Source organism: Porticoccus sp. GXU_MW_L64 (genome assembly GCF_052983295.1).
Window position 1 is genome coordinate 121,167 of the sequence record NZ_JBRKJK010000005.1, and the last position, 26,277, is coordinate 147,443.

Annotated in this window: 20 protein-coding genes; 9 read left to right on the forward strand and 11 right to left on the reverse strand. The window is 55.2% G+C overall.

Going from position 1 to position 26,277, the window contains the following annotated elements:
- Positions 1 to 23 precede the first annotated feature (23 nt).
- The 3 genes from ACVBEJ_RS04850 to ACVBEJ_RS04860 are packed head-to-tail and all read left to right on the forward strand — an operon-like array spanning position 24 to position 5,900.
- The gene (locus ACVBEJ_RS04850; RefSeq protein WP_447128479.1) at positions 24 to 1,304 is read left to right on the forward strand and encodes a TolC family protein; all 1,281 of its coding nucleotides are present in this window, start codon (positions 24 to 26) and stop codon (positions 1,302 to 1,304) included.
- Positions 1,301 to 2,782: an efflux RND transporter periplasmic adaptor subunit gene (locus ACVBEJ_RS04855; RefSeq protein WP_447128480.1), complete on the forward strand. Its 1,482-nt coding sequence runs from the start codon at positions 1,301 to 1,303 to the stop codon at positions 2,780 to 2,782. Before ACVBEJ_RS04850 ends, ACVBEJ_RS04855 begins: the two co-directional genes overlap by 4 nt.
- On the forward strand, positions 2,775 to 5,900 hold the full coding sequence (locus ACVBEJ_RS04860) for an efflux RND transporter permease subunit (protein WP_447128481.1): 3,126 nt from the start codon (positions 2,775 to 2,777) through the stop codon (positions 5,898 to 5,900). Before ACVBEJ_RS04855 ends, ACVBEJ_RS04860 begins: the two co-directional genes overlap by 8 nt.
- Here ACVBEJ_RS04860 and ACVBEJ_RS04865 read toward each other — a convergent pair.
- Positions 5,897 to 6,724 carry an RluA family pseudouridine synthase gene (locus tag ACVBEJ_RS04865; RefSeq protein WP_447128482.1) on the reverse strand — a complete coding sequence of 276 codons (828 nt, stop codon included), beginning with the start codon at positions 6,722 to 6,724 and terminating at the stop codon, positions 5,897 to 5,899. The two genes, ACVBEJ_RS04860 and ACVBEJ_RS04865, sit on opposite strands and share 4 nt — an antisense overlap.
- Before the next feature lie 60 nt (positions 6,725 to 6,784).
- Between ACVBEJ_RS04865 and rep the strand changes: the two genes are divergently transcribed.
- Positions 6,785 to 8,791 (forward strand): DNA helicase Rep, encoded by a 2,007-nt coding sequence (gene rep / locus ACVBEJ_RS04870; RefSeq protein ID WP_447128483.1) that lies wholly within the window; start codon positions 6,785 to 6,787, stop codon positions 8,789 to 8,791.
- A 64-nt stretch (positions 8,792 to 8,855) separates the two neighbouring features.
- On the opposite strand, the gene ACVBEJ_RS04875 is transcribed toward rep, so the two are convergent.
- The 3 genes from ACVBEJ_RS04875 to ACVBEJ_RS04885 all read right to left on the reverse strand — a co-directional run bounded on the left by ACVBEJ_RS04875 (position 8,856) and on the right by ACVBEJ_RS04885 (position 11,562).
- Positions 8,856 to 9,143 (reverse strand): helix-turn-helix domain-containing protein, encoded by a 288-nt coding sequence (locus tag ACVBEJ_RS04875; RefSeq protein ID WP_447128484.1) that lies wholly within the window; start codon positions 9,141 to 9,143, stop codon positions 8,856 to 8,858.
- A gap of 518 nt (positions 9,144 to 9,661) precedes the next feature.
- Entirely contained in the window at positions 9,662 to 11,158 is a 1,497-nt protein-coding gene (locus tag ACVBEJ_RS04880) for a YifB family Mg chelatase-like AAA ATPase (protein ID WP_447128485.1), read from the reverse strand.
- A 158-nt stretch (positions 11,159 to 11,316) separates the two neighbouring features.
- Complete coding sequence (locus ACVBEJ_RS04885) at positions 11,317 to 11,562, reverse strand: accessory factor UbiK family protein (RefSeq protein WP_447128486.1); 246 nt, start codon at positions 11,560 to 11,562, stop codon at positions 11,317 to 11,319.
- Between the two features lie 99 nt (positions 11,563 to 11,661).
- On the opposite strand from ACVBEJ_RS04885, the gene ACVBEJ_RS04890 reads away from it, so the two are divergent.
- Positions 11,662 to 12,000 carry a P-II family nitrogen regulator gene (locus ACVBEJ_RS04890; protein ID WP_447128487.1) on the forward strand — a complete coding sequence of 113 codons (339 nt, stop codon included), beginning with the start codon at positions 11,662 to 11,664 and terminating at the stop codon, positions 11,998 to 12,000.
- 123 nt (positions 12,001 to 12,123) lie between these two features.
- Here ACVBEJ_RS04890 and ACVBEJ_RS04895 read toward each other — a convergent pair whose 3' ends face one another.
- Positions 12,124 to 13,923 (reverse strand): DUF885 domain-containing protein, encoded by a 1,800-nt coding sequence (locus tag ACVBEJ_RS04895; RefSeq protein ID WP_447128488.1) that lies wholly within the window; start codon positions 13,921 to 13,923, stop codon positions 12,124 to 12,126.
- Positions 13,924 to 14,042: 119 nt separating this feature from the next.
- Between ACVBEJ_RS04895 and ACVBEJ_RS04900 the strand changes: the two genes are divergently transcribed.
- Positions 14,043 to 14,711, forward strand: coding sequence for a DNA-3-methyladenine glycosylase I (locus ACVBEJ_RS04900; RefSeq protein ID WP_447128489.1), 669 nt, complete (start codon positions 14,043 to 14,045; stop codon positions 14,709 to 14,711).
- Positions 14,712 to 14,870: 159 nt separating this feature from the next.
- Positions 14,871 to 15,386: a hypothetical protein gene (locus ACVBEJ_RS04905; RefSeq protein WP_447128490.1), complete on the forward strand. Its 516-nt coding sequence runs from the start codon at positions 14,871 to 14,873 to the stop codon at positions 15,384 to 15,386.
- 55 nt (positions 15,387 to 15,441) lie between these two features.
- Here ACVBEJ_RS04905 and ACVBEJ_RS04910 read toward each other — a convergent pair whose 3' ends face one another.
- From ACVBEJ_RS04910 to ACVBEJ_RS04935, 6 genes are all read right to left on the reverse strand, one after another.
- On the reverse strand, positions 15,442 to 16,770 hold the full coding sequence (locus ACVBEJ_RS04910) for a DUF3570 domain-containing protein (RefSeq protein WP_447128491.1): 1,329 nt from the start codon (positions 16,768 to 16,770) through the stop codon (positions 15,442 to 15,444).
- Positions 16,757 to 16,999 carry a DUF4266 domain-containing protein gene (locus ACVBEJ_RS04915; protein WP_447128492.1) on the reverse strand — a complete coding sequence of 81 codons (243 nt, stop codon included), beginning with the start codon at positions 16,997 to 16,999 and terminating at the stop codon, positions 16,757 to 16,759. The genes ACVBEJ_RS04910 and ACVBEJ_RS04915 overlap by 14 nt, the downstream gene beginning before the upstream one ends.
- 10 nt (positions 17,000 to 17,009) lie before the next feature.
- Entirely contained in the window at positions 17,010 to 17,501 is a 492-nt protein-coding gene (locus ACVBEJ_RS04920) for a TlpA disulfide reductase family protein (RefSeq protein WP_447128493.1), read from the reverse strand.
- A gap of 88 nt (positions 17,502 to 17,589) precedes the next feature.
- A complete protein-coding gene (locus tag ACVBEJ_RS04925) occupies positions 17,590 to 18,255 on the reverse strand; it encodes an outer membrane beta-barrel domain-containing protein (protein ID WP_447128494.1) in 666 nt (221 codons plus the stop codon).
- The gene (locus ACVBEJ_RS04930) at positions 18,225 to 18,935 is read right to left on the reverse strand and encodes an outer membrane beta-barrel protein (protein ID WP_447128495.1); all 711 of its coding nucleotides are present in this window, start codon (positions 18,933 to 18,935) and stop codon (positions 18,225 to 18,227) included. Before ACVBEJ_RS04930 ends, ACVBEJ_RS04925 begins: the two co-directional genes overlap by 31 nt.
- Positions 18,936 to 19,223: 288 nt before the next feature.
- Positions 19,224 to 21,953, reverse strand: a complete 2,730-nt coding sequence (locus ACVBEJ_RS04935) for an HzsA-related protein (RefSeq protein WP_447128496.1) — start codon at positions 21,951 to 21,953, stop codon at positions 19,224 to 19,226.
- A 440-nt stretch (positions 21,954 to 22,393) separates the two neighbouring features.
- On the opposite strand from ACVBEJ_RS04935, the gene ACVBEJ_RS04940 reads away from it, so the two are divergent.
- Both ACVBEJ_RS04940 and ACVBEJ_RS04945 read left to right on the forward strand, forming a co-directional pair.
- Complete coding sequence (locus ACVBEJ_RS04940) at positions 22,394 to 23,620, forward strand: hypothetical protein (RefSeq protein WP_447128497.1); 1,227 nt, start codon at positions 22,394 to 22,396, stop codon at positions 23,618 to 23,620.
- A gap of 96 nt (positions 23,621 to 23,716) precedes the next feature.
- The gene (locus tag ACVBEJ_RS04945) at positions 23,717 to 26,269 is read left to right on the forward strand and encodes a LamG domain-containing protein (protein ID WP_447128498.1); all 2,553 of its coding nucleotides are present in this window, start codon (positions 23,717 to 23,719) and stop codon (positions 26,267 to 26,269) included.
- The last annotated feature ends 8 nt before the right edge of the window (positions 26,270 to 26,277 follow it).

A 26,277-nucleotide genomic window follows, 5' to 3' on the forward strand; every position in this document is an offset into this window, starting at 1 on the left:
GTCAAGATGCAAGGAGAATAATCATGTTTACCCCTGTTCGTTCGGCGTTGGTTATCCTGGCGCTGAGTTTGTCGGCTCCGGGTTTTGCGGATCAGCCAGCAAATAATCAAAACCTGCCACTGGAAGTGGCAGAGCGGCTGGCTATTGCCAATGAGCCAGGTGTACTGTCGCTGGCGGCGAAAGCCGAGGCACTGGCCAGTGAAGCGACAGCAGTTCGGCAGTTGCCTGATCCGGAGCTGCAACTGTCAGCGGCTAACTTTCCCACAGACACTTTTAACCTCGATCAAGAGCCGATGACTCAGCTCAAGGTCGGTATCAGCCAGAAAATCCCCGCTTCTGGTGCGCTGAAAGCTCGCAGCCAGATTCGCCAGAAGCAATCGCAAGCAATGCAATGGCAGGCACAGGATCGTCAACTTCAAGTTTTGCGGCAAGTGAGGCGTGACTGGCTGGAACTCTATTACTGGCAGCAGGCCGGCGAGATTGTTACCGAGAGCAAAGTGGTTTTCGAACAGTTGTTGGCGGTGGTCAATTCTCTCTACGAGGTAGGCAAGAAACAGCAGCACGATCTGCTACGTGCTGAACTGGAGTTGAGCCGACTGGATGATCGCTTGATTGATATTACCGATCGTTGCAGTCGGCAAAAGGCCAATCTATCGCGCTGGATAGGCGATATGAGTCAATATGACGCTGCTCAAGCATTACCCCATTGGAGTTTGAGTGTAGGCAATCACCATGATCGATTGCTAACGCATCCCGCTATTCAATCACTGGATAAGCAGGTCGCTGCACGGCACCATGGCATTGAGCTGGCTGAGTCCGGTTACCGGCCAAACTGGGGAGTCAGTCTCAGCTACGGATATCGGCAGGAGGATTTTAACGGTCGTGAATTACCGGACTTTTTCTCCGCTGGCGTCACCGTTCAATTGCCACTATTTACTGGTAAACGCCAGGACCAAAGCTATCGTGCCAGCGTGCAGCAACATCAATCTTCACGCAGTGAACGCCAGGAAAAACTGGTTGCCATGCGCGCCGAGCTCGACAACCTGACGGTTGATGCCCGTCACCTGGAACAGCGCTTCCAACTCTACCAACAGACCATTCTGGTGCAGGCCAATCAGCAAGTCGACGCTGTACTCAAAGCGTATCGTTCTGACGCGGCAGACTTTGATGAAGTGATGAGAGCCGTGTTGTCCGAACTGTCGTTGCGTCTGGAATACCAGCGGTTACGCATAGATTATCTGCAGGGCGCTGCACACGTGAAATATTTGACTGAATACGATGAACTGGAGCGACTCAAGCCATGAAACGGTTACTACCCGCTTTGATTTCCCTGGTGGTTGGCCTGGGGGCTGGCTACTACTTGTTTCAACCACATGATGACAATGGCAATGGTACCCCAGAGGCAGATCACCAGCACGATCATGCCAGCCATTGGACATGCCCGATGCACCCCAAAATTGTGCGGGATGAACCGGGTAGCTGCCCGATTTGCGGTATGGATCTGGTTCTTAAAAAACAGTCCGCGCAAGCGGAGGATGATGCATCGACAATTACCATCTTTGCCGCAGTAGAAAACAACCTCGGTGTAAAAACCGAGCCGGCAGTGGAATCGCTGCTGTCACGGCGGATCGAGACCGTCGGCTATGTGCAGTTTAACGAAAGCAGTCTGCACCACATTCACTCCCGGGTGGAAGGCTGGATTGAAACCCTTAATGTAGAAAGTGTTGGAGACCCGATCAAAAAGGGCCAGGTGTTGTTTGAAATCTATGCCCCAGAGTTGGTCAATGCACAGGAGGAGTACATAACGGCACTGGCCAGCGGCAATAAAAAACTGCTTAGTGCGTCCCGCCTGCGGCTTGAGTTGCTGGGTGTTACTGAAAGCCAGATCGACAAATTGCGCAGCACTCGCAAAATCAGTCAACGGTTGGCGGTTCTCGCCCACAGAGACGGCTATGTCAGTGCCCTCAATGTGCGTCACGGCATGCATGTGAAACCGGCTACTGAAATCATGGCCACGGGTGATTTGAATACGGTGTGGGTGATTGGAGAAGTGTTTGAGCGCCAGGCGGCCTGGCTGAAAGAGAGCCAGCAGGTCACGATGCGAGCAGACAGTTATCCCGGCCATCAATGGATGGGGGAGGTGGAATATATTTATCCGGTGTTGAACGAAACATCGCGCACTGTGCAAGTGCGGGTGCGGTTCGATAATGCCGACGAGCTGCTTAAACCCAATATGTTTGCCAGCCTTACTATCCATGCTGACAGTGACAAACCGCTTCTGAATATCCCTCGCCAGGCGTTGATTCGCGGCGGCCATGTTGATCGAGTGGTGTTGTCCGAAGGCGAAGGTCGCTATCGCTCTGTGCCGGTGCTGGCGGGTATGGAATCCGGCGACCGGGTTGCCATTCTGGACGGCTTGACGGTTGACGACCAGGTAGTGACTTCGGCGCAGTTTATGATCGATTCGGAATCCAACCTCGATGCTGACCTGGACAGATTGCACGATGCCGCAGATGTTTCCGACAGTCGTGGCCTGTGGGTAACCGGTGGCGAGGTGTTACGACGCAATGGTTACGATGCAGTAATACGCCACAACGCTATCCCTGAATGGAAATGGCCAGCAATGACCATGACTTACGGCATTGGCCGCGATGTTGATGTCAGCCAGTTAATTCCAGGTGCCCAACTGGAATTTCGTTTGTACCGGAAACGCAAAGGCTTGTACCTGATTACCCGTGTTGAGGTTAAAAACCCGCAGGCAGGAGGTGATCGCGATGATTGAAGCCATTATCGACTGGTCGACTCGCAACCGATTCTATGTGGTGTTGCTGGCAGTATTGTTGTTGGGCTGGGGAATCTATTCGGTGCGAAATACGCCGATAGACGCCATACCCGACCTGTCTGATGTGCAGGTCATTATCAAAACTTCCTATCCCGGCCAGGCACCACAGGTGGTTGAGGATCAGGTTACCTATCCGCTGACCACAGCCATGCTGTCAGTACCCAAAGCCCAGGTGGTGCGTGGTTTTTCCTTTTTTGGCGATTCTTTTGTCTATGTGATTTTTGAAGACGATACCGATATGTATTGGGCACGCAGCCGGGTTTTGGAATATCTGAGTCAGGTATCCCCACAATTGCCGGAAGGTGCCAAACCGCAACTGGGGCCAGATGCCTCCGGGGTTGGCTGGGTATATCAATACGCATTGGTGGATCGCACCGGCCAACATGACCTGGCGGAACTGCGCACTTTGCAAGACTGGTTCCTGAAGTTCGAGCTACAGGCGGTGCCGGGCGTTTCGGAAATTGCCACCGTTGGAGGCATGGTCAAGCAGTACCAGGTGGAAGTGGACCCCAACAAGCTGCGTGCCTACCAGATACCGTTGGCTCATGTCAGCAACGCCATCAAACGCGCGAATAAAGAATCCGGTGCATCGGTGATCGAGATGGCGGAAGCGGAATACATGGTGCGCGCCTCTGGTTATATCGATTCGGTGCAGGATCTTGAGCAGGTGCCATTGCGCCTCAATGATGGCGGCACTCCTCTATTGCTGGGGGAAGTCGCCGACATTGTTGAAGGCCCGCAAATGCGCCGGGGTATCGGAGAGCTCAATGGCGAAGGCGAGGCGGTCAGCGGTATTGTGGTGATGCGCTACGGCGAAAATGCCCAACAGGTGATCGATGGTGTCAAGGCAAAACTGGAAGAACTGAAACAGGGGCTTCCAGCCGGTGTAGAGATTGTAGAAGTGTATGACCGTTCCAGCCTGATTCAAAGGGCGGTGGACAATCTCTGGCACAAACTCACTGAAGAATTTATTGTGGTGGCACTTGTCTGCGCCTTGTTTCTGTTCCATTTCCGCTCTTCCCTGGTGGTTGTGATCAGCCTGCCACTGGGAATACTGGGCGCTTTTATTGTCATGCATCAACAGGGCATCAACGCCAATATCATGTCTCTGGGCGGTATCGCCATCGCCATTGGCACCATGGTGGATGGCGCTATTGTAATGATTGAAAACCTCCATAAACATATCGAAAAAGAACCGCTGACAGACAACAACCGCTGGCGGATTGTTGCCCAATCCTGCAAGGAAGTGGGACCGCCGCTTTTCTTTTCACTGCTGATTATCACCGTCAGCTTTTTGCCGGTATTTACTCTGGAGGCGCAAGAGGGTCGGTTGTTCAGCCCGCTTGCTTACACCAAAACCTATTCCATGGCAGTGGCGGCTGGTTTGGCAATTACCCTGGTGCCGGTGCTGCTGGGTTACTTTGTCCGTGGTCGGATTATTCCAGAGCACAAAAACCCGGTTAATCGGGCATTAATTGCCGCTTACATGCCGGCGATTAAAGCGGTGTTGCGGTACCCGAAAACGGTAATGGCAATGGCGCTGGTGGCGATACTGTCAATTGCCTGGCCCTACAGCAAAGTGGGCAGTGAATTTATGCCTGCGCTGGATGAAGGTGACCTGATGTATATGCCCACCACCTATGCGGGCATTTCCATTGGTGAAGCGCGAGAGCTGTTGCAGCAAACCGATAAATTGATCCGCACCATTCCGGAAGTGGTCACGGTCTACGGAAAAATGGGCCGCGGCGAAACCGCCACCGATCCGGCACCGCTCACCATGATCGAAACCATTATTCAGCTCAAACCCAGAGATCAGTGGCGCAAAGGTATCACCACCGGCGACCTCAAGGCGGAGCTTGATCAGCTGGTGACATTTCCGGGGCTGACCAATGCTTGGGTGATGCCTATAAAAACTCGCATTGACATGTTGGCCACCGGTATTAAAACCCCGGTGGGTATCAAGGTGTCTGGCCCCAAACTCAGCGAAATTGAAAAGATCGGTAAGCGCCTGGAGACCGTGTTGGCAGGCGTGCCGGGCACCTCCTCGGTTTATTCCGAGCGTGTGGCAGGTGGGCGTTATGTCAACGTCGATATTGATCGCCTGCGGGCAGCCCGCTATGGCCTCAATGTGGAATATTTGCAAATGGTGGTTCGCACCGCTATCGGCGGGGTCAACGTCACTGAAACTGTAGAAGGGCTTGAGCGTTATCCGGTCAACTTGCGCTACCCCCAACGCTATCGGGATTCTGCCGAACAGTTAAAGCTGTTACCCATTGTCACTCCCGGTGGTGGGCAAGTGGCGCTTGCAGATGTAGCAGATGTTTATGTGGCCAACGGGCCGCCAGCCATCAAAAGCGAGAACGCCCGGATTAATGGCTGGACGCTGGTAGATATCAAAAACCGCGATCTGGGCAGCTATATTGATGAAGCCCAGCAAATTGTTCGAGAGCAGGTGGAACTGCCACCGGGGTACTCGGTTACCTGGTCTGGGCAATACGAATACATGATGCGCGCCGAACAGAAGCTACAAATAGTGGTGCCGTTGACCCTGGCAATTATTGTTCTGCTGCTGTACATGAGCTTCCGTCACCTGGGCGATGTGGCTCTGATTGTTGGCACGCTGCCATTTGCCCTGGTGGGCGGCATCTGGTTTATGTACTGGAACGATTACGACTTCTCGGTTGCCGTCGGGGTGGGTTTTATTGCCCTTGCTGGGCTGGCAGCGGAACTGGGTGTTTTGATGCAAGTGTATTTGAACCAGGCCTGGCAGCGGATCAGTGGCGAAGCCCAGAAACAAGGGCGCCAGCCCAACAGAGCTGACCTGCGCGAAGCCATTATCGAAGGTGCCTGCCTGCGGGTAAGGCCCAAAATGATGACGGTAGTATCCGTTGTTGTGGGTTTGATTCCCATCATGCTCAGTACAGGCAGCGGTTCGGAAGTTATGCAGCGCATTGCCGGGCCGATGGTTGGTGGCATGGTGTCGGCACTGGCGCTGGCATTGTTGGTGATTCCTGCTGTGTATTATGTGTGGAAAGGCTATGGCTTAAAAAGTGGTTAAAACGGCGGCCGGAATTCTTGCGGTAGCTGATAGTGGTGTAACTCACTATTTAATGGGCAGGTAAATAACAGCTGCACAGCGGTCAGTTGTAAATCCTGCCCTGGTTCCCCATCTCCATATAGTCGATCCCCCACCACCGGGTAGCCAATGCCAGCCAAATGGCGGCGAATCTGGTGCTTGCGGCCGGTTTCTATTTTTACTTCCAGCAAACAGCGATTGCTGACTGCATCGTATCCCAGCTGGCGCACATGGCTGATGGCGTGGCGGTCATCAATGGGTGCTGCGATGGTTTGTTGCTGTGCGGCAAACTGGCCACTGACAATGACCTGATAGCACTTGTCCAGCTGGCGCAGTTCAAACATCTTTGCCAGTGCCGCGGTCGCCTTGCGGCTGTGGCCAATCAGTATCAAACCGCTGGCGGCACGATCCAGGCGGTGAATGATGTGCGCCGGGCGCTGGTGTTGCAGTTGCTGTTCCACCAGACGATGGATGGTGCAGTGGTCGCTCCATTTGGACCCTTGACTCAGCACACCGCGAGGTTTGTGCCAAACGCTGTAGTCACCTTCATCGGCAATCAGCAGGGGCGCTGCTGGCTGTTGTTGAAGAACATGGCTGTCGTAGTAAAGGTGCAATTGCTGCCCGGGCTGCAGCACTTTGCTGTGCCGCCTCAGGCGTTTGGTGTGCTGGCCGCGAGTCAGCCATACGGCGCCTTTCTGCATCACCTGCTTGATGTGTTGTTTGGAGAGGTCACAGGCCCCTGTCAACAGCGATACCGGGTCGGTAGCCTCAGTAATCTCAAGGTGCAGTTCAAAACGGTCACTCATAGGTGAGATTATATCTTGCCCGTTAGGTAGAATGCCCCCTGCTTTTTACCCGGATGTGGCATGAACCAACTCAATCCCCAACAACACAAGGCCGTGCACTATATCGATGGCCCGCTGCTGGTGCTGGCGGGGGCGGGTTCTGGCAAAACCAGTGTGATAACCCGCAAAATTGCCTACCTGATTGAGCAGTGCGACTACAGCGCCCGCCATATTGCTGCGGTGACCTTTACCAACAAGGCGGCCCGGGAGATGAAAGAGCGGGTGAGCAAGTTGGTGCAGGGCAAGGCCAGCCATGGTTTGACTGTGTCTACCTTTCACAATCTGGGGCTCAATATTATCCGCCGGGAAATTCGCGCTCTGGGTTTTAAAAGCGGCTTTTCCATTCTCGATCAGGAAGACACCAAAGCCATTCTGAAAGATTTGATGCTGCGGGAATCGCAACTGGATGGCGACCATGTGGATTTGGTGCAGCACCAGATATCCGATTGGAAAAACAGCCTGCTGTGCCCACAGATGGCCATGTCCAAAGCCCAGAGCCCCGGCGAGCAAACCCTGGCCATGCTCTATCAGCGCTATACCCAGGCATTGCGGGCCTACAATTCTGTGGACTTCGATGACCTGATTTTGATTCCCGCGCAGTTGTTTCGCGACAATGCGGACATACTGCAAAAATGGCAGCGGCAAATTCGCTATCTGTTGGTGGACGAGTATCAGGACACCAATTTGGCTCAGTACCAACTGGTGCAACAGTTGGTGGGGGATCGCGGGGGCCTGACGGTGGTGGGGGACGACGACCAGTCTATCTACGCCTGGCGGGGTGCTCGCCCGGAAAATCTGGTGAAACTGGGGGAGGATTACCCGACTCTGAAATTGATCAAACTGGAGCAAAACTATCGCTCCACCGCGCGTATTCTGAAAGCTGCCAACTGCCTGATTGCCAACAATCCCCATGTGTACGAAAAGACCCTGTGGAGTGAGCTGGGTTTTGGTGAACCCATGCGTTTGATTCGCTGCGGCAATGAAGAAACCGAGTGCGAGCGGGTAGCCAATGAAATTCTCGCCCAGCGCGCCCATCGCACATGCCACTTCAAGGATTTTGCGGTGCTCTACCGGGGCAATTTCCAGTCCCGTATTCTGGAATTAAAGCTGCAGGCGGCGGGTATTCCCTATCATCTTAGCGGTGGCACTTCGTTTTTTGCCCGCACCGAAATCAAAGACATCATGGCTTACCTGCGACTGCTGGTGAACCCGGACGACGACAACGCCTTTTTGCGCATTATCAATACCCCGCGCCGCCAGATAGGTGCTTCCACGTTGGAAAAACTGGGGGAGTACGCCAACGAGCGCCACATCTCCATGCACGATGCCATTGACGAGCTGGGCCTCAAAGAGCGCCTGCCCGAGCAAAGCCTGGAACGGTTGCAGCGTTTTAAACACTGGCTGGACAGCGTGCAGCGCAACGCCGAGAGCAACGACCCGGTGGCGGCAGTGAAGGAAATGATCGACGATGTGGATTACGAGGGTTGGTTACACAACAACACCAGTAGCGCCAAAGTAGCGGAAAATCGTTACAAGAATGTTTTGTTTCTGGTTGAACAACTGGCCAATGCGGTTGAGCGTGAGCAAGACTCCGCCAACCCTCTGGAAAGCGCCATCAGAAAATTGATACTGCGGGATATGCTCGATCGTCAGGAGGAGGAAGACGCCGACGACAAGGTGCAACTGATGACCATGCACGCCTCGAAGGGTCTGGAATTTCCCCACGTGTTTGTGATTGGCATGGAGGAAGATTTACTGCCCCACCGCACCAGCATCGACGAAGACAATATCGAAGAAGAGCGTCGCCTGGCCTACGTAGCCATCACCCGCGCCCGGCAAACCCTTACCATGACCCTGGCGGGCAAGCGCAAGCAATACGGCGAGATACTCGAAACTACCCCCAGCCGCTTTCTGGATGAGCTGCCGCAGGTGGATATAGAAAGGGAGGGGTTTGGCGAGAATGACCCGCAACGTAATAAAGAGAAGGGTAAAAAATCCCTGGATGATTTGAAGGCGTTGTTTGGGTAGTTGGCGGGTATCGGATTTGGTCTGAACTAATACAACTCCAGCTGCCTCATCTGAAGCAATCCATTTACGCCGCAATTTCCTCCAATATTTTTGGGTTTTTTTTAGCCACTTTTATCAACGTAATTGCAGCGCTATCTGGCTGCTTCCGGCCCTGTTCCCAGTCTCTGATAGTACCAATGGGAACGCCTAGTAATCTGGAAAATTCGGGTTGAGATTTTTTCAGTGATTTGCGAACACTTATGACGAGCAGTTGTTCAGGTGTCCACTGCTTTGCCGGTTCTTTATTGTTGGCTTTTATCGCTTTGATTTCATCCAGTAAAGCTTGTCCTTCGGAACTCATGTTGTCAGTCATTAATCGACTCCTTAATCATTCTCAGTTCATTGGCGGGAATAGACTCGCGCTCATTTTTGCATACATCGTGAGCAGCCAGGTTTCCCGGCGGGCGCTGTTAAAATAAATAACCCTTACGCCGCCGCTCTTGCCTTTATTGCCAGTACTCCAACGAATTTTTCGCACGCCGCCAGAATCTTGAACCACAACACCTGCTTTGGGATTTTTGGCAATGTAGATAATAAATGCTTCGTAATCCTCGGTATTCCACAGCTTAGTGGCTTTATTAAACCGGCAACCTTATAGGTTGCGTTTAATAATGCGGCACAGGGATGTGCCGCCGCTGGCGTAGCCAGCGCGAGCTCAATAAAATCAAGCACTTCCGCGCAAGTGCGTCAGGTTTTATTGAGCTCGCAATAGAAAAGGCAGGACGCCTTTTCTATTGCCGGGTTAATAGTGTGGAAGATGTTTGTTTCAATAATTGTATTCATATTGAGTATACGGCCAAGCCGTACTTTGTCAATCCTTGAATTGTGGGCTTATTGTCGGTTTGTATCCAGCCGATACCCCACCGCCTCCGCCAAATGAGCATCACTCAGTTTCTCGGCTCCTTCCAAATCCGCGATGGTGCGCGCCACTTTTAAAATGCGGTGGTAGGCCCGTGCCGAGAGTTTCAGACGCTCGATGGCGCTGTCCAGCCATTCCCGCTGTTGCTGGTTGATGTGGCAGCAGTTTTGCAATTCCTTGTTGGTCAATTGTGCGTTGGCCTTGCCATTGCGTTGCACTTGGCGCTGTCTGGCCGCTATCACCCGCTTGCGAACCGCAGTGCTGCTTTCGCCACCGGGTTTAGCCTGGGTGAGCTGACCCTGTGGCAAGGCGCTGACTTGCACTTGCAGGTCGATGCGGTCCAGCAATGGGCCAGAAATTTTGCCTTTGTAGCGGCGGATTTGGTCCGGCGTGCACTGGCAGCGGTCATCCCCCAAGTGGCCGCAGGGGCAGGGATTCATGGCCGCCACAAGCTGAAACTGGCTCGGGAAAGCCACCTGGCTGTTGGCGCGGGATATGAGGATTTCACCCCGCTCAAGGGGTTCGCGCATCACTTCCAGGGCTTTGCGGGGGAATTCCGGCAGCTCGTCCAGAAACAGTACGCCATGGTGTGCCAGGGAAATTTCGCCGGGTCGCGGCTGACTGCCACCACCCACCAGGGCCACCGCCGACGCGGTGTGGTGGGGTGAGCGAAACGGCCGCTGGAAGAAGTTGTCGGCAATGCCCAGGCCTGCAACCGAGCGCACGGCGGCGGTTTGCAGGGCTTCCTGCTCGCCCATTGGCGGCAAGATACCGGGCAGGCGGCTGGCGAGCATGGTTTTGCCGGTGCCCGGAGGCCCGGAAAACAGCAAATTGTGTGAACCGGCGGCGGCAATTTCCAGCGCGCGCTTGGCTTGCTGTTGGCCAATCACTTCCGCCAGGTCAGAGCTGTTGTCAGGGCTTGTGTTGGCCAGTGTTGTGGGTGCTTGCGGCAGAGGTTGGTTGTTGTGCAGGTGGGCGCATACGGCCAGCAGGTGGTCGGCGGGCAGTACCTGGGTGCGGGAGCTGAGCGCCGCTTCGGGGGCGTTTTGTGCCGGCAGAACCAAGGGCCGCCCGGCGTTTCCGCAAGCGAGGCTGGCGGGCAGTACGCCGGTGACGGGGCGCAGGTCACCGGACAGTGACAGCTCCCCCAAAAATTCACAGTCGTTCAGGGCCTCCGCAGGCACCTGGCCAGAGGCGGCGAGAATACCCAGGGCGATGGCAAGGTCGAAGCGGCCTCCCTCTTTGGGCAAATCCGCAGGGGCCAGATTGATGGTGATGCGGCGGGCGGGGAATTCAAAATGGGCATTGAGTATGGCGCTGCGCACCCGGTCTTTACTTTCCCGCACGGCGGTTTCCGGCAGGCCGACGATGTTGAGGCTGGGCAGGCCGTTGGAGAGGTGAACTTCGACGGTAACCAGGGGTGCCTGAATGCCGGTGCGGGCGCGGGTGTGGACGGTGGCCAGTGACATGCTTCCTCCTTGAAGGCTGTAAGGTATTAGAACGTGGCAGATATGGGTCTGATTATGCTTGCTGTGACACGCCGTGAACCCATCCGTGGGGGCTCGACGCCAGCATCCATGCTGGCGACGGTCTCATCAAGCATAACCAGACCCATATCTTTAAATTCTCAGTTCAGTTGTGCTTCCAACTCCGCAACCAGCTTTTCCAGCTCCTCCAGCCGTTGCCGGGTGCGTTGCAAAACCGCTTGCTGGGCGTCGAATTCTTCCCGGCTGACCAGGTCCAGTTTTCCTATGGCGGAATTCATGGCGCTGCGCATGTGTTGTTGCAGTTCGTCGCCAAGGGCGCGGGCTCCGGGGCCGAGGTTATTGTTTAGCTGGCGGCTAAATTGCTCAAAAAGCTCGCTGGGTTGCATGGGAGTGCCTGTATTCAAAAAAGTCGAAGGCTGGCATTGTAACACTACTGCACCGCAGGTATGGTTGGTGCCTTATCAAAACGCACAAGGGGCAGGGTTGTGAAACTGATTACCGCGATTATCAAGCCGTTCAAATTGGACGATGTACGGGAATCACTGGGGGAAATCGGGGTGCAGGGCATCACGGTCACGGAAGTGAAGGGCTTTGGCCGCCAGAAGGGGCATACGGAGTTGTATCGCGGTGCCGAGTATGTGGTGGATTTTTTGCCCAAAGTGAAACTGGAAATTGCGGTGGATACGGATATGGTGGACCAAGTGGTGGAGGCTATCAGCAAAGCCTCCGCCACCGGCAAGATTGGCGATGGCAAAATCTTTATTTCGTCACTGGATGAAGTGATTCGCATCCGTACCGGGGAAACCGGTAAAGAGGCGATTTAAAGGCAGCCTCGGGCTTCGGGCAAATCCAGCAAAATTGTCATTCTGTGCGCAGCGAAGAATCTCTGCGCTCTGCCGAAGTTTGGGATTCTTCGCTACGCTCAGAATGACAGTGCCCGCAAGCGATTATTTCTGATCGCTCACCCACTCTTTAACCTGTTGCTCCAGAACTGGTAGCGGCAATGGGCCGTTGCCCAGTATCAGATCGTGGAAGCTGCGGATGTCGAATCTGTCTCCCAGCGCTGCCTTGGCGTTTTCCCGCAGTTCAAGAATTTTCAGCATGCCCACTTTGTAAGAGGTAGCTTGTCCGGGCATCACCATGTAACGCTCAATTTCCTTGACCACTTCTTCTTTCGGGTTGGGACTGTTATTCAGAAACCACTCTATGGCTTGTTCGCGGGTCCATTGTTTACTGTGCATACCGGTATCCACCACCAGGCGTATGGCGCGCATCAGTTCCAGGGTCAGGCGGCCAAAGTCTGAGTACGGGTCCTGGTAAAAACCCATTTCCTTGGCCAGCAGTTCGGTGTAAAGAGCCCAGCCTTCCCCATAAGCGGTTATCCAGCTGTATTTGCGAAAGTTGGGAATATCCGACAGTTCTTGAGCAATGGCGATTTGCATATGGTGCCCCGGCACCGCTTCGTGAAAGGCGGTGGCGTCGATCTGGTAGTTGGGCATGGCGCTCATGTCGTAGAGGTTGGTGTAGTAAATGCCAGGGCGTGAGCCATCCAGAGCGGGGGGTTCATAGAAGGCGATGCCGGCACTGGCTTCGCGGTACGGTTCTACGGCTTTTACCACCAGGTCAGCTTTGGGGAGAATGCCAAACTGTTCCGGCAGGCGTTGTTTCATGGTGGCGATGACGTCTTCACTGCGTTTGAGAAATTCCGCCCGGCCCACTTCTGTGTTGGGGTAGAAGAACCGCGGGTCGGTGCGGAAAAAATTGAAAAAGGCCTGCAAATCACCCTTAAACCCTACCTGTTGGCGAATCTTGTCCATGTCTTCGTGAATGCGTTTGACTTCAGCCAACCCCAGCTGGTGGATTTCGTCGGCGCTCATATCTGTGGTGGTATGCAGTTTCAGCAGGTGTTGGTAGTAGGCGTCGCCGTTGGGCAGTTTCCAGGCGCCGGCGCGCTCGTCGGCGCTGCGTTGCATGGCGCTGACAAAAGCGATCAGTTTTGAATAGGCGCGAAAGGTGACGTTTTCCAGCGTAGTCGTGGCGCGTTCAATCAGTCGCTGTTTGCTGGCAGTGTCGATGTCCAGAGCGTTTACCTTGGTGCGAAAATCTGCCAGTAGCGGGCTGTCCGGGCCATCGTCAAAGGGCGCGCCGGTAATCACATTCAGGCTGGCATCCACCACCTGTTGCAGTACAAAAGTCGGTGGCATTACCCCTTTGGCCTGCCGGGTTCGCAACTGCTGAACCATCTGGTCAAACAGGGTTTGGGTGCGCCCCAGGCGGGAAATGTAGGCTTCAGCGTCTTCTTCACTGGCAATGTTGTGCTGATTGATCAGTACGCCGGCCACCTGGGTGTGAATGCCGAACATCTGCGTCAGCGGGTAGTCGTGGTGCCGCCAGCGGAAACTGTCAATACTCTGTTGCAGCTCCGCCTTTGCCAATTGCAGGCTGAGTCTGGTTTGTTTGTTGAGATTGCTGCCATCAATCCGATTGAGCTCGTTAAGATGCTGCAAACGCAGTGCCTGTTGGCGTTCTTCGCCTTTGCCGGAAATGTCGTCCCATTCGTGGTAGCGCTCGCGCTTGCCCTGGCCGGTGAGGGCGATCGGGCTTAATTGCAGGCGCTTGTTGTACTGTTTGTCCAACAGCTGGTTGACGTTGTCGGAGGCGAGCTCCGGGTTGTTGGCAGCGGGGTCGCTACAGGCGGTAATCAATAGAGCAGAACAGCAGAGCAGAGCAGCGGGCAGCAGTTTCATGGAAGATTCCTTGGGACATTCCTTGCGTAAAAATAAGGCGCCAAGAATAGCAGAATTTGCCGCTGTGATGGTCATGCCGTTAAAGTAGCTAACCCTTTATTGATAGGCCTCAAATATCCATGACTCGTTTCGAAACCCTGTACCGTGCTGCCGTTAAAAAACTCGGGGATGAGCAGCAGTTGCTGGATTCCCTGCCGCCAGTGCTTGCGGAGCAACAGCTGCGCGAGATCAGCGACGACCGCTATCTGTCGATGATGACTCGCTGCGTATTCCGAGCCGGTTTTGTGTGGCGGGTGATCAACAACAAGTGGCCGGGCTTCGAGGCCGCTTTCGATGCTTTTAACCCTTTGGTTATCGCCCACTATTCCGACGAAAAACTGGAACAGCTGGCCAAGGATGAACGCATTGTGCGTAATTTTCAGAAAATCAAAACCGTGCGCGACAACGCTGTGTTTGTATTGGATTTGCAACGCCAGTGCGGTGGGGTTGGCAACTGGCTGGCGGACTGGCCCGGGGAGGAGGTGGTCGGTCTGTGGTTGGAACTGAAAAAACGCGGCTCACGGCTGGGCGGCAACAGCGGCCCCGGTTTTTTGCGCAATATGGGCAAGGACACCTTTATGCTCACCGGCGATGTGTCAGCGGCGCTGGTGAACCACGGTTTGATCGACCGCTTCAGCGCGGCGTCAAAACGCGATTTGTACCGGGTTCAGGCTGTGTTCAACGACTTGCGACAGCAGTCCGGTCTGCCGCTGGCGCACATCAGCAAGATATTGGCGTTTACTGTGTGATAAATAGCGTAGGGTGGATTAGCGAAGCGTAATCCACCAAGTAGTTATGGCCCGGTGGATTACGCTTCGCTAATCCACCCTGCGAAAAAATTACATAGGTTGTGCAATAGATGCTGCCAACTGTTGTCCTATATCCGGACATTGAACATGGAGCGCATTATGAGTACTAAAAGACGACTGTTGCTGGTAGCGGTATTGGGGCTTGTGGCTTTTTGCGGCCAGGCAATCAGCGAGGAAGATTCGCTGCCAAGCATGAGTCAGCAGCAGTTAAATGACCTGATTGAACACTACGGCGAAGACGTAAAGCGCAGCGGCAATGCCGCCGAGTTTGTGTATGAAGAAGTGGATATGCTGATGGTCAGCGATGCCAATGCGGATCGTATGCGTATTGTCAGCCCCATTGCTCATATCACCAATGTGGAGCCGCAAATGGTGGTGCAGGCCCTGGCTGCCAATTTTCATTCCGTGCTGGATGCCCGTTACGCGCTGGGGGAAGATGGCACCATTTACGCTGCCTATATCCACCCCTTGTCGCCACTGACCGAACAACAGCTACTGTCAGCTCTGCGCCAGGTGGCCTCCGCCCATGAAACCTTTGGCACCACCTTTACCAGTGGGGAGTTGGTGTTTCCGGGGCGACAACCGCAACAGGCACCGCCTGCGGATTCGATATAGAAGCGTTTCGGGTTGCGGGTTTCGAGTTACGGGCAGGCCGCAACCCGAAACCGATTTAATACCACACCGATAAAAACAGCCGGATAACATCTGCATCGAAGCTGTAGAGGGGTTCGGCGCCCACGGCGAAAGCGCCGGGGTTGGTGTTGTGTACGGTAACATCGCGGAAATTGTCGTAATCAAAGGCGATGCGATCCCAGAACAGGTTAATGGTACTTTTTTCGGCAATGCCCCACAGCTTGTTTGGAATTTCGTAACTGACGCCAATACCGATGGTATTGGATGTGAAAGTGCTCAGCTCCTTGTCTCGTGCCAGAAAGTTCTGTGCACCCTGGAAGGCAAAAATATCGTTGTAAAAATCCGCGTCATCCTGTTTGTAATGGCGCAATTTGGCCTCAAAGGTAAAGCCGTGTTTCCAGGGGTGTGTGTAGCCAAATTCTATGGAGTCTGCCTCTATCCCCCAGCTGTCGGCAAAGCGGCGGTATTCGCCTTTTAACGAGGCGTGCCAGGGCAGATAATAGAGCCCGCGCAAGGCAACTGCATCGCTGTTGCGGGTACCCGGGTATTCTTCCAGTGCGTAGCTAAAGCCCAGCGCTTCACTGGCGTCCAGAAAGCGGTATTGCCGGTAAGGATTGTTCAAAAAGCCCTCGTCGGTGATGCTTTCCACTCCCAGGCTGGCTACCAGTTTTGGGGTAATAATTTGCGTCAGCGTCAGGCTGAATTGCTGCCTGTCCACTTCTTCTTCAAATACATCATCATCCCGGCGGCGCACGGTATCGCTGCCCACGGAATAACCCAGTGCCAGGGTGGTGAGGTCGCCAAAAAAGTCCTGACTGATGGAAAAGCCCACGGTTTGCGCATCGTAGTCATTTTCGCTGCTGGATGTGACATTCAGGCTCATGGTGGTTTTGTTGTGCAGGTAGTCGATGCCGCCGCTGAATTCGGTGCGTTCTTCTTCGTAGGGGCTGGCGGTGGCAATCACGTCGATGGAGGCGCTGCTGACAAAGTCGGCGTAGTAATTGGCGCGCACCGATACCTTGTCGGCAAACTTTTTGCGCACCAGTACCGATGGCCCATCAATAGTGGCGCCGCCGCCTTTATAGCCGTGGTAGAGAATATCGAGCCGGTCTTCTGGCAGCGTAGCGGAGGTGGCATTGAGCGAGAACAGTGCGAGTATGAAGCTGCAGAGTGTTATTCGAGTGGTCGCACGTCGCACGTCTGACGTCGCACGCTTTGGTGCGGCACCCTGTAGGCCGCCCTTCAGGGCGATAACCAACTCGCCAAGTTCCACCCATTTTGTCAGGTTAAAGCCTGAACTACATAGAATGGTGGTTTTAGCGTGCGACGTGCGACGTGCGACTTCCGACGTTCTAATTACACCCACAACCACCTCCCGAACCGCCCTCTGCACCGCGGGCGCCTTCGCGGGACTGGAATACGTGGTGCAGGTAGCCGCTGGCTACCGGGTCGCGGTCAAATTGCATGATGTCGGACGCCAGGTAGTGACGCTCGTAGGGTTTTACCCAGGGCTCGATGCTGCTGCAGCCGGCCAATGTAAAGCTCAATATAAAGAGGGTGGCCAGGGTAATTGCTGTGCGCTTCAGGTTTGTCATAACACCTCCTTTACTCGCGAATCAGTTGTTTGATTTGCTTGCGGTATTCGTTTTCGTAGCCGGGCTTGAAGCCTTTGTGAAGGTGACGGATATTGCCGTCACGGTCGATCATTACTGTGGTGGGCATGGCACTGACATCGTAGGCTTTGCTGACGCTGCTTTCGGTGTCGAACAGCACCGGGAAGCTCACTGGAATATCCCGCAATACACGTTTGGCGTCTTCCGGGTCGCGTTCCACGTTGACGCCGAGAATGGTAAAGCCGGCGCGGGAGTAGCGTTTGTATAAATCATCCAGCAGCGGCATTTCCTGCTTGCAGGGGCCACACCAGGAGGCCCAGAAATTCAGCATCACCACGCTGCCCCGTTGTTCTGCCAGACGCAGGTTGTCGCCGCTATTGCTTTTCAGGGTAAAGTCCGGCGCTTTGTCGGCGGCATTGGCGGTGGTGCCAATAATGGCAAAGCCGAGAATGGCGGCAACAAAAATTTTGGCTAAATTGTCCATTATTTTTCTCCTTTTTTGTCATTCCCGCGTAGGCGGGAATCCAGGTTTTCAGGAATGTGGGCCCCCGCCTGCGGGGGGACGACAGCTATTAAAAAAATGCCGTCAGGCCCAGGGTGAATTCCAGATTGTTAAGGGTTTTGTCTTCTCCCAACAAATCGCTGTTAAACACGTGGTCGCGCACGTCCATATGGATGCTGAACCAGTCGGTGGCGTAAAAGCGGTAGCCCACCCCCAGGTTGTAGGTAAAGTGGCTGCTGTCGGCAAAGTCGGTATTGCCCACCCCGGCAACCAGATACAGGTTGGTGTTAAAAGCGCGGCCTTTGCCAAAAAACACTTCGCCGGGGAACAGGTTGTAGCCCACGGACAGGTTGTAATAGGTGAGGTTGCGCTCGCCGTCCGGCAGTATTTGCACGTTGCCGCTGAGGTCTTCAAAACTGGTGGTGCCCAGCTCGGTGGTGCCCAGGGTGGCTTCCAGGAAAAAGTCTTCGGTGGCGTGGTAGGCGGCGCGAATGCCGTACACCGGGTTGGTGCCAAAATCTTCCACGTTCATAAAACCGGCAAAGCCGCCGATTTCGAAGTTTTCGCTGTCGATGTCCGCTTCCTTGATGGTGCGTCGCTCCAGGTCTGGCAATACAATCTGGTCGAGGCCGCGGTTATCGTTTTGCTCCTCGGCGTCTGCAGATATGGGCAGCAGTGCCAGACAGAAAAACGCTGCGGCTGTTTTTAATAAAAGATACTGATTCCGAGTGTCCATTCTTTTACCTCCTCGTTTTGGTCGCGGCTGGTAAGTATGACGTGGTTGCGATATTCCGCTCGCAATACCATGTTGCGGGTGATGTAAGCGCGGGCGCCAATGCCCACATTAAGTGTACTGTCGATGCGATCTTGCACCTGTACCAGGGTGGCGTTGGGCTGGGTGCGAATCACCCCGGCACCGATGCTGAAGTAAGGCGATACCCGCCATTGCGGGAACGGCTGGTTTTGAATATTTATGCTGGCCAGGGTGTTGTCGGAAAAGCTGCCAATGGCGTGAGTCAGGCGTACCTCTGTAGTGAGGTTTTCTGTCAGGCGATAACCCAGGTGGCCATTAATGGAGGATGCACCTTCAAAATCGCCAGCGGCAATACCTATTTCCCAACGGCTGTTTTTAAAGTCTTCAAACCCGGCGTGTTGCAGGCCCAATAACTCGCCACTGGGGGACAGGGTGCGCCCCATCTGGCTGCGGTGTACCCAGCCCACGCGCTCGCGGCCTTCAATGTCCTGGTGAATGCGCACCTTGAACCAGTCGGTGCGGCTTTTCAGAATTTCCACCGTTTCGCCTTTTTCCACCACATGAAAAACCGGGTAACCACGGCCGGGGCCGGAGTGCATTTCCAGGTAGGGGTCGGCGACGGTGGCGATGAGTTGTTCGTCGGCGGTTGCGGTACTTGGCAAGATGGTGAGCAAGCAGATGATTAGCAGTACTTGGAGGAAGGTCGCACGTCGCACGTCTGACGTCGCACGCTTTTGTGTGGTGCTTTCAGCGTGCGACGTGCGACGTGCGACGTGCGGCGTAATAAGGTGCAGCCGGAAAGGTGCCCAACACAAACGCGAGGAGGAGGGGGACTCTGCATTTGTGACTACGGGCACCAAACCAGCTGCGGGGGAGACCGGTCGGGTAACAAAGCCTTGTACGGCGCGCCAGATTTTTTTGGCGATTATTATTGTCATATTTTTCTTATTCTAGTTTTGTGGCACATCAAAGGGATTGTTGTAGTACTGCCCACCAATATCGATCCATTCCGATAATAACTTGAGCTCGGCGGCGTCCAGGTAACCTTGGTGACTGCCACCGGGAGCGAAGCGCGAGAAGAATCTTGGGCTCGCCAGAGCGCCGTTTACCGACATGCTGGCGGCTACGTTTACGGTTACTAAAATGGGAATCGGGTTGTCGTTGGCGTCCAGTATCTGATTGCCGTCCGCATCCAGTAAAAACAGCAAATTGCCGTTGGCGTCTCTGGCTTGCACCATCCGGTCGACGACGGTGTTGGTGTCCGGGTCGAGGAATTGTTCGTTGTCCGGGAACAGCAGCTCGCGATAGGAGGTGAGGTGGTCCGGTTCATCGGTGGAGGGCGTGCCCGCCAGGTTGAGCTGTCCCAGCGGTTCCATGGGCATGTTGTTGTCATCGACAACGTTGTGACAGCTGGTGCAGGTGTTGTCCTGCAACAGGGTGATGCCATCGCTATCAAAAATCTGCCGGTCGCGCTCCCACAGGGGTTGCAGGTGCACCGGGTAGTTCACCACGATGCGGCAATTACTTGTCCAGTTGGTCTGGCAGGCCAGGGAGGTGGGGTGGGGGGTAGACAGGTCGGCGTACTGATACTGAATATCCGGGTCGGGGGTGCTGATAACCGGGTCGCTCCAGACATCGCTGAAAATCAGGTCCACGGTCAGTTCGCTAATGCCATTAATACGCCCCAGAGTTTCCGCCATGGATTCACCCGCATCCGGAAATAACGTGGGGTTGGTGTTGGGGAAGGCCACGCCGGTGACCATGGCGCCGTTGTTAATACTGGGGGATTCGCCATTGGGACGACCGTGGGGTAACTCGCTGGCGGCGGTGTGACAGCCATTGCAGTCCCGCTGTTCGCCGGGGCGCAGTTGCAGCCAATTGTTGTGGCGGCCACCGATGGGCAGGTTGCTGATGCGGCGGCCGTTGGCGTCCAACACCGACACCATAAAGGGGATGTTGGCGGGGATTTTTACTTGCACCGAGCCGTCTGGCTGAATCGGTGTGTAGCCGATGACTTCGCGCATCAACTGGTTTTGGCTGCGGCCAAAGGCGGTGTTGTCAAAATCCAGTACGTCTTCGTCCGGCATGGATACCGCTTTTACCACCCGCAAAAAGCGTGCGTCGCGAGCGGCAAAGTCCGCCTGTAACGGGTCGGCGGTAGCGGTAATGCCATTGGCAGTGGTGTCGGTACCATCCAGGTCATAGACGCTGCGAATGTGCAGCACACCCACATTTTCGCTGAGCAGGTCGTTGTCCAGGCTGACACCGGGTACGCCGTCTTCAATGTTGACGGGCAGGTTGCGGGGCTGCATGGCCACCACTTCCGTGTACATCACATCTTCCTGGCCGTTGATAATGGGCTGCTGCGATTGATCCGCCAGGTTGTAACTCCAAATGCCGTACAGTGGCGGCGCTTCCTGTACGTTGGCCAGTGCCAGATTTGCGTCTGTGCAGGGAAGAATGGTGGTGCCGTCCGCCGGGTCCAGCAAGCGGCACTGGGCCCAGCTCACCAGCAGCCGGTCGCTGCCATCGTGCAGCGGAAACACCGAACTGAAGTGGCCGTGAGGGGAGGGGGTGCCATCGGTATTTACTGTCGCAAAAGCCACTGATTGATGGCCGTCACCGCTGTTGGGGGCGCTGGGATTGGACAGCTCCGACTGGTCAATTTCGGTAAACCCGGCGGTGTTCACCGCCACCATATCGCCACCCAAACGGTCGCTTTGGGTGGGCCGCAGGGATACCAGTATCCGGTTGTCCGGAAGCTCACGGGGGTGTAAAAAGCGGCCTTCGCCGTTGTTGGTACCGGTGTCCTGGCTGTGGTAGCCGTAGATAAAGTCCAGCTGGCGGCCATCCGGGTTTATCTGATAGAGGCTGATGCTGTTGTTGCCCGCGGCGTTGTCCCAGCGGCTGAACATCACTTCGCCAGTGCTCAGCACCGTAGGGTCCAGGTCGTGACTCTGGTTGTAGGTAATCTGGCGGATATTGCTGCCGTCGTCTTCCATTACATGAAGCACAAAGGCTTCGGTGTCGCGGTCTTCGGTAAGGCCGGAAAACTGGGGCTTGCCTTCGTCCAGCAGAATGGAGCGGGCCTGCCGCTGGCGGGTGGAGGAGAACACAATGCGGCCATCTGCCAGATAGTGAGGGGCAATATCCTGGCCGGCGCGGGCGTTGGTGTCGGAGGTGATAATACGTCGCAGAACATCGTTGACCCGGTCGTACTCCCAAATGTTCCAGGTGGGTTGTTCGTCGTCATCGGCGTTGGGAATTTCCGGTGCGCGCATGGAGAACAACAGTTTTTCGCCATCAAAGGAAGGTTCCAGATCCTTGACGTCATAGAGTTCGCCATCGGCAAACACGTTGGCGGTGATTACGGTATCCGCCGCGCTGGGGGAGGCGCGGTCGCGCATCACCAGTTCGGCACCGGGGCGGAAGGCCGCCGGTTCAAGAATGTTGTCCGCCACACGGTCGCCGTTATCATCCACTGGCAGAGGGCGCTGCACAAAGAAAATGGGAATGTCTACTACCACCGGGTCGGGACTCTGGCCGCTGCCAATGCCGCCGCCGGAACCGCCTTCACCACCACCGCCACCACAAGCGGCCAGTAATAAAATACTGGCTGCTGCGCAACCTTTTTTACCTGCCTTGAGCAAGCAGGTGTTGAGCAGGGAGTGGCTTGTCACGTCGATCGGCTCCTCGATGGGGTACAGCGGTTTTTATGCTTTTGGGGCACTTCTAAAAATGCACTATTTCCGCGATAGCGGCGTTGGCGTCGTACTCGAGTCCTCATGTATGCCTTATACACTGCGGGTCTGCGTGCGCCGCCGCCTTGCTCTCACGAAAATATCACTATTTTTAGAAGCGCCCTTTTGTTTTATATTTTTTGTGTGCGGCTATTTTTCGTCGCCACTGGTATTAATGCCGTGCGCTCTGTCACGGTTTAATGGTTGCTGATGGGGATAAACGGAGGATGTTTGGAGTTTTATGCAGAACTGAGAAGGGTGTCTCAAGTCGAGGGGTAATTCTGCGCTGTTCCCAATAGTGTGCAGACATAGTATGCCAAGCAACAAAAACGAATAATCCAAATTCACCCAGCCGACGATAAAAACACAAGGCAAGGCATATGAATAAAAAGCCATTCCTCACCGTCAGTCTGCTCAGCTTTTCCCTTAGTTTGGCCTTTGCGTGCGCGACGGCCCATGCCGGGCCCAGGGAGCAGGCCAAACGCATCCACGACCGTATAGCTGGAGTGCCGCCATCTGAACTGGTGCTCGGTAATATGGCAGCACTGCTGGCGGATGCCGACCCCACAAACGACATTGACGCCGCGCTGATGGCCACGGATAACCCGGAATTTTATCGGGTGTCCCTGAAGAACTTCGCCGCCAGCTGGACCAACCGCGACCAGAGCCAGTTTGTCGACCTTAATGATTACACTGCTACCGTAATCGGTCTGGTGCGAGACGAGCTGGATTTTCGCCAGGTACTGTACGGCGACATTATTTATATTGGCGATCCCAATCTGGGATTGCCCGCTTACGCTGCTGGCAATAACAACCACTATGAGGCGCTGGAAAATCAGGGTATCGACCTGCAGGCCGACCTGGTGCAACGCACCCAGTCTTCCGTAACCGGTTTGCCCAGCGACGCTACTGCCGGAGTAATGACCACTCGCGCCGGTGCCCAGGCGTTCTTTATTGCCGGCACCAACCGGGCCATGTTGCGCTTTACCCTGCTCAATCATCTGGGTCGCGACCTGGAGCAGTTGCAGGACAGCAGCCGCTCGCCAGACCGCATTCGCCAGGATGTGTCCCGCAGTCCCGGTGGCGACAGCCGTATTTTTCTCAATAACTGTGTCAGCTGCCACAGCGGTATGGACCCATTGGCCCAGGCATTTGCCTACTACAACTTCAGTTATGACGCAGATAACGACCCCACCGGCAGAAACGGCCAGATGGTGTACAACGACCTGGGTGCTACCGACCCGGATACCGGTACACGGGTGGTGGCCAAATACCACATCAACAGCAACAACTTCCCCTTTGGTTACATTACCCCGGATGATGGCTGGGACAACTATTGGCGCACAGGCGTAAACAGCCTGCTGGGGTGGGACAGTACCCTCAGCGGCACCGGCAACGGCGCCAAATCATTAGGCATGGAACTGGCCCACAGCCGCGCCTTTGCGGAATACCAGGTCACCAAAGTGTTCCGCGCGGTGTGCCTGCGAGAGCCCGGCGACAGCACTGATCGCAGCCAGGTAACCACCATCACCAATTCATTTATCGCCAACGGCCACAACCTCAAAAGGGTGTGGGCGGAAGCGGCGTTGTATTGCAAGGGGGAATAAGACGTGATTTTTAAAAGACTTGGACGCACGTCGCACGTCGCACGTCGGACGCTAAAAGCGAATCGTGCCACGCAACCGTTACTCGCTATCCTGAAAATGCGTACCTCCGTACTGGCGGGTTATCTGAAAAAGTTACGCGGGCCGCTTGGTTTTGGCGTGCGACGTGCGACGTCAGACGTGCGACCCACGAATAGAACACTAAAACTGATCGCACTGCCAACCATCTTACTCACCCTTGCTGCTTGTAGTGGAGGCAGCGGTTCCCCTGTTACCCAACTGCCCAACCCCAATCCTGGTGGTGGTGGCAATACCGGTAACGTGGTGTACAACGGTCCGGCGCCACAAACGGAGGATGTACAGAGCTTCCGCATTCACGTATGGGACAACCTGGTGGCGGACAATCGCTGCGGCCAGTGCCACGGCGATGACCTGCAATCCCCGGCCTTTGTGCGTACCGACGACATCAACGTTGCTTACAATGCGGTCAACGGCGTGGTGGATCTGAATAACCCCGCCAGCTCGGTTCTGGTGACGCAAGTGGCCGGTGGTCACAACTGCTGGCTGGCCAGTGATCAGGCCTGTGCAGACATCATCCAGGGCTATATCACCGACTGGGCCAACGACAGTATTGGTGGCAGCGGCACAGTGATTTCCCTCACCGCCCCCACTATTCGAGACGTAGGTACCAGTAAAACCTTCCCCGCAGACAGCGGCGCTTTTGGCAGCACCGTGTACCCGCTGCTCACCCAATATTGCTCTAACTGCCACAGTGACGATGCTGGTACGCCGCAGCAACCGTACTTTGCGGCGGCGGATGTAGACGTAGCCTACGCCGCAGTACAAAGCCGAATTGACCTGGACGACCCGGCCCGCTCCCGCCTGGTGGTGCGCCTGCGAAATGAATTCCACAACTGCTGGGACGATTGTTCAAACAACGCCACGGAGATGGAGAACGCCATCACCAATTTTGCCGATGGCATACCGCTGACCACGGTCGACCCGGATTTGGTAATCAGTAAAGCCCTGACGTTGTTCGACGGGGTACTGGCCAATACCGGTGGCCGTCACGAAAGCAACGCCATTGCCAAGTACGAATTCAAAACCGGCAGTGGCTTTACCGCCTTCGATACCAGTGGTGTCGACCCGGCCATGGACCTGACCATCAGCGGTAACGTGGAGTGGGTCGGTGGTTTTGGCATTCGCATTAACGACGGCAAGGCCCAGGCAACCACCGGTTCCAGTGCCAAACTGCACAACCTGATTGCGGGTGCTTCCGGCACCGGCGAATACAGCATCGAAGCCTGGGTTGCTCCGGGTAATGTGACTCAGGATGGCCCGGCGGGCATTGTCAGCTACTCCGGTGGCAACAATATTCGCAACTTTACTCTGGGCCAGACCCTGTACAACTACAACTTCCTTAACCGCAGCAGCACCACCGATGCCAATGGCGAGCCGGCCCTGTCCACCGCCGATGCGGACGAGCGCCTGCAAGCCACCCTGCAACATGTGGTGGTGAACTACGACCCGGTGAATGGTCGCCGCATATATGTGAATGGCGAATACACCGGCGATGCCGACAGCGTTGGCGGTGGCAACCTTACCGACTGGGACGATACGTTTGCCTTTGTACTGGGTAACGAGGTGTCTAACCAAAGACTGTGGCAGGGTGTGTTCCGCCTGGTGGCCGTTCACAATCGCGTGTTGACGGATGAGCAAATTCAGGACAACTTCGACGCCGGTGTGGGTGCCAGATACCTGCTGCTGTTCAGCGTCAGTGACCTGGTGTCTGTGCCCGATGCTTACATCGTGGTGGAAGTGAGCCAGTTCGACAGCTACAGCTACCTGTTTAATGCGCCTTACTTTATCAGCCTGGACAGCAGCGCCACGCCGGACAATATTCCGGTACAGGGCATGCGCATTGGCATTAACGGGCGCGAGGCAGCGGTAGGGCAGGCTTATCAGAATATGGATGTTACCCTGAACTCCAACGATTACAGCGCCAGCGGTCAGGTGATGTCCGATCGCGGCACCATTATCGCTTTGGAAAAAGGCCCGGAATCCGACGAGTTCTTCCTTACCTTTGAGCGCATTGGCAGTAACGAAAATGTGGTGCTGGAACCGGTACCGCCCACCCCGGCGACACCGGCAGACCTGGCTGCACAATCGGACATTGGCCTGCGCACCTTCGACGAAATTAACGCAACCATGGCGGCTGCCACCGGTGTTAGCGCCACCCAAACGGATGTGCAAAACACCTTTAATACGGTGCGCCAGCAGTTGCCGACAGTGGAAAGCATCAACGGCTTCTTGTCCGCTCATCAGATGGGAGTTACCCAGCTGGCCATTGAATACTGCAACGCACTGGTGGAAGACACCGGCTTGCGCGGCAGCTATTTCACTGGTGTGAACTTTGGCGAGGCGGCAGCCACCGCTTTCGATACCCAGGGCGAACGGGACCTGGTTATTACCCCGCTGCTGAACAATATCGTCGGCACTAATTTGGCTACTCAGCCCGCCGATGCCCCTATGCGCAGCGAACTCAACAGCCTGATTGCTACCATGACAGCAAACCCGGCTACCGGTACCGACACTGTGGTGAAGGCCACCTGTGCGGCGGTACTGGCCAGTGCCACCATGCTGATTCAATAAACAAGAGT

Excerpts from the sequence above, each read along its gene's own strand:
- ACVBEJ_RS04850 (WP_447128479.1), top strand. The coding sequence starts at position 24 with ATGTTTACCCCTGTTCGTTCGGCGTTGGTTATCCTGGCGCTGAGTTTG.
- ACVBEJ_RS04855 (WP_447128480.1), top strand. The coding sequence starts at position 1,301 with ATGAAACGGTTACTACCCGCTTTGATTTCCCTGGTGGTTGGCCTGGGG.
- ACVBEJ_RS04860 (WP_447128481.1), top strand. The coding sequence starts at position 2,775 with ATGATTGAAGCCATTATCGACTGGTCGACTCGCAACCGATTCTATGTG.
- ACVBEJ_RS04865 (WP_447128482.1), bottom strand. The coding sequence starts at position 6,724 with ATGAGTGACCGTTTTGAACTGCACCTTGAGATTACTGAGGCTACCGAC.
- rep (WP_447128483.1), top strand. The coding sequence starts at position 6,785 with ATGAACCAACTCAATCCCCAACAACACAAGGCCGTGCACTATATCGAT.
- ACVBEJ_RS04875 (WP_447128484.1), bottom strand. The coding sequence starts at position 9,143 with ATGACTGACAACATGAGTTCCGAAGGACAAGCTTTACTGGATGAAATC.
- ACVBEJ_RS04880 (WP_447128485.1), bottom strand. The coding sequence starts at position 11,158 with ATGTCACTGGCCACCGTCCACACCCGCGCCCGCACCGGCATTCAGGCA.
- ACVBEJ_RS04885 (WP_447128486.1), bottom strand. The coding sequence starts at position 11,562 with ATGCAACCCAGCGAGCTTTTTGAGCAATTTAGCCGCCAGCTAAACAAT.
- ACVBEJ_RS04895 (WP_447128488.1), bottom strand. The coding sequence starts at position 13,923 with ATGAAACTGCTGCCCGCTGCTCTGCTCTGCTGTTCTGCTCTATTGATT.
- ACVBEJ_RS04900 (WP_447128489.1), top strand. The coding sequence starts at position 14,043 with ATGACTCGTTTCGAAACCCTGTACCGTGCTGCCGTTAAAAAACTCGGG.
- ACVBEJ_RS04905 (WP_447128490.1), top strand. The coding sequence starts at position 14,871 with ATGAGTACTAAAAGACGACTGTTGCTGGTAGCGGTATTGGGGCTTGTG.
- ACVBEJ_RS04915 (WP_447128492.1), bottom strand. The coding sequence starts at position 16,999 with ATGACAAACCTGAAGCGCACAGCAATTACCCTGGCCACCCTCTTTATA.
- ACVBEJ_RS04920 (WP_447128493.1), bottom strand. The coding sequence starts at position 17,501 with ATGGACAATTTAGCCAAAATTTTTGTTGCCGCCATTCTCGGCTTTGCC.
- ACVBEJ_RS04925 (WP_447128494.1), bottom strand. The coding sequence starts at position 18,255 with ATGGACACTCGGAATCAGTATCTTTTATTAAAAACAGCCGCAGCGTTT.
- ACVBEJ_RS04940 (WP_447128497.1), top strand. The coding sequence starts at position 22,394 with ATGAATAAAAAGCCATTCCTCACCGTCAGTCTGCTCAGCTTTTCCCTT.
- ACVBEJ_RS04945 (WP_447128498.1), top strand. The coding sequence starts at position 23,717 with ATGCGTACCTCCGTACTGGCGGGTTATCTGAAAAAGTTACGCGGGCCG.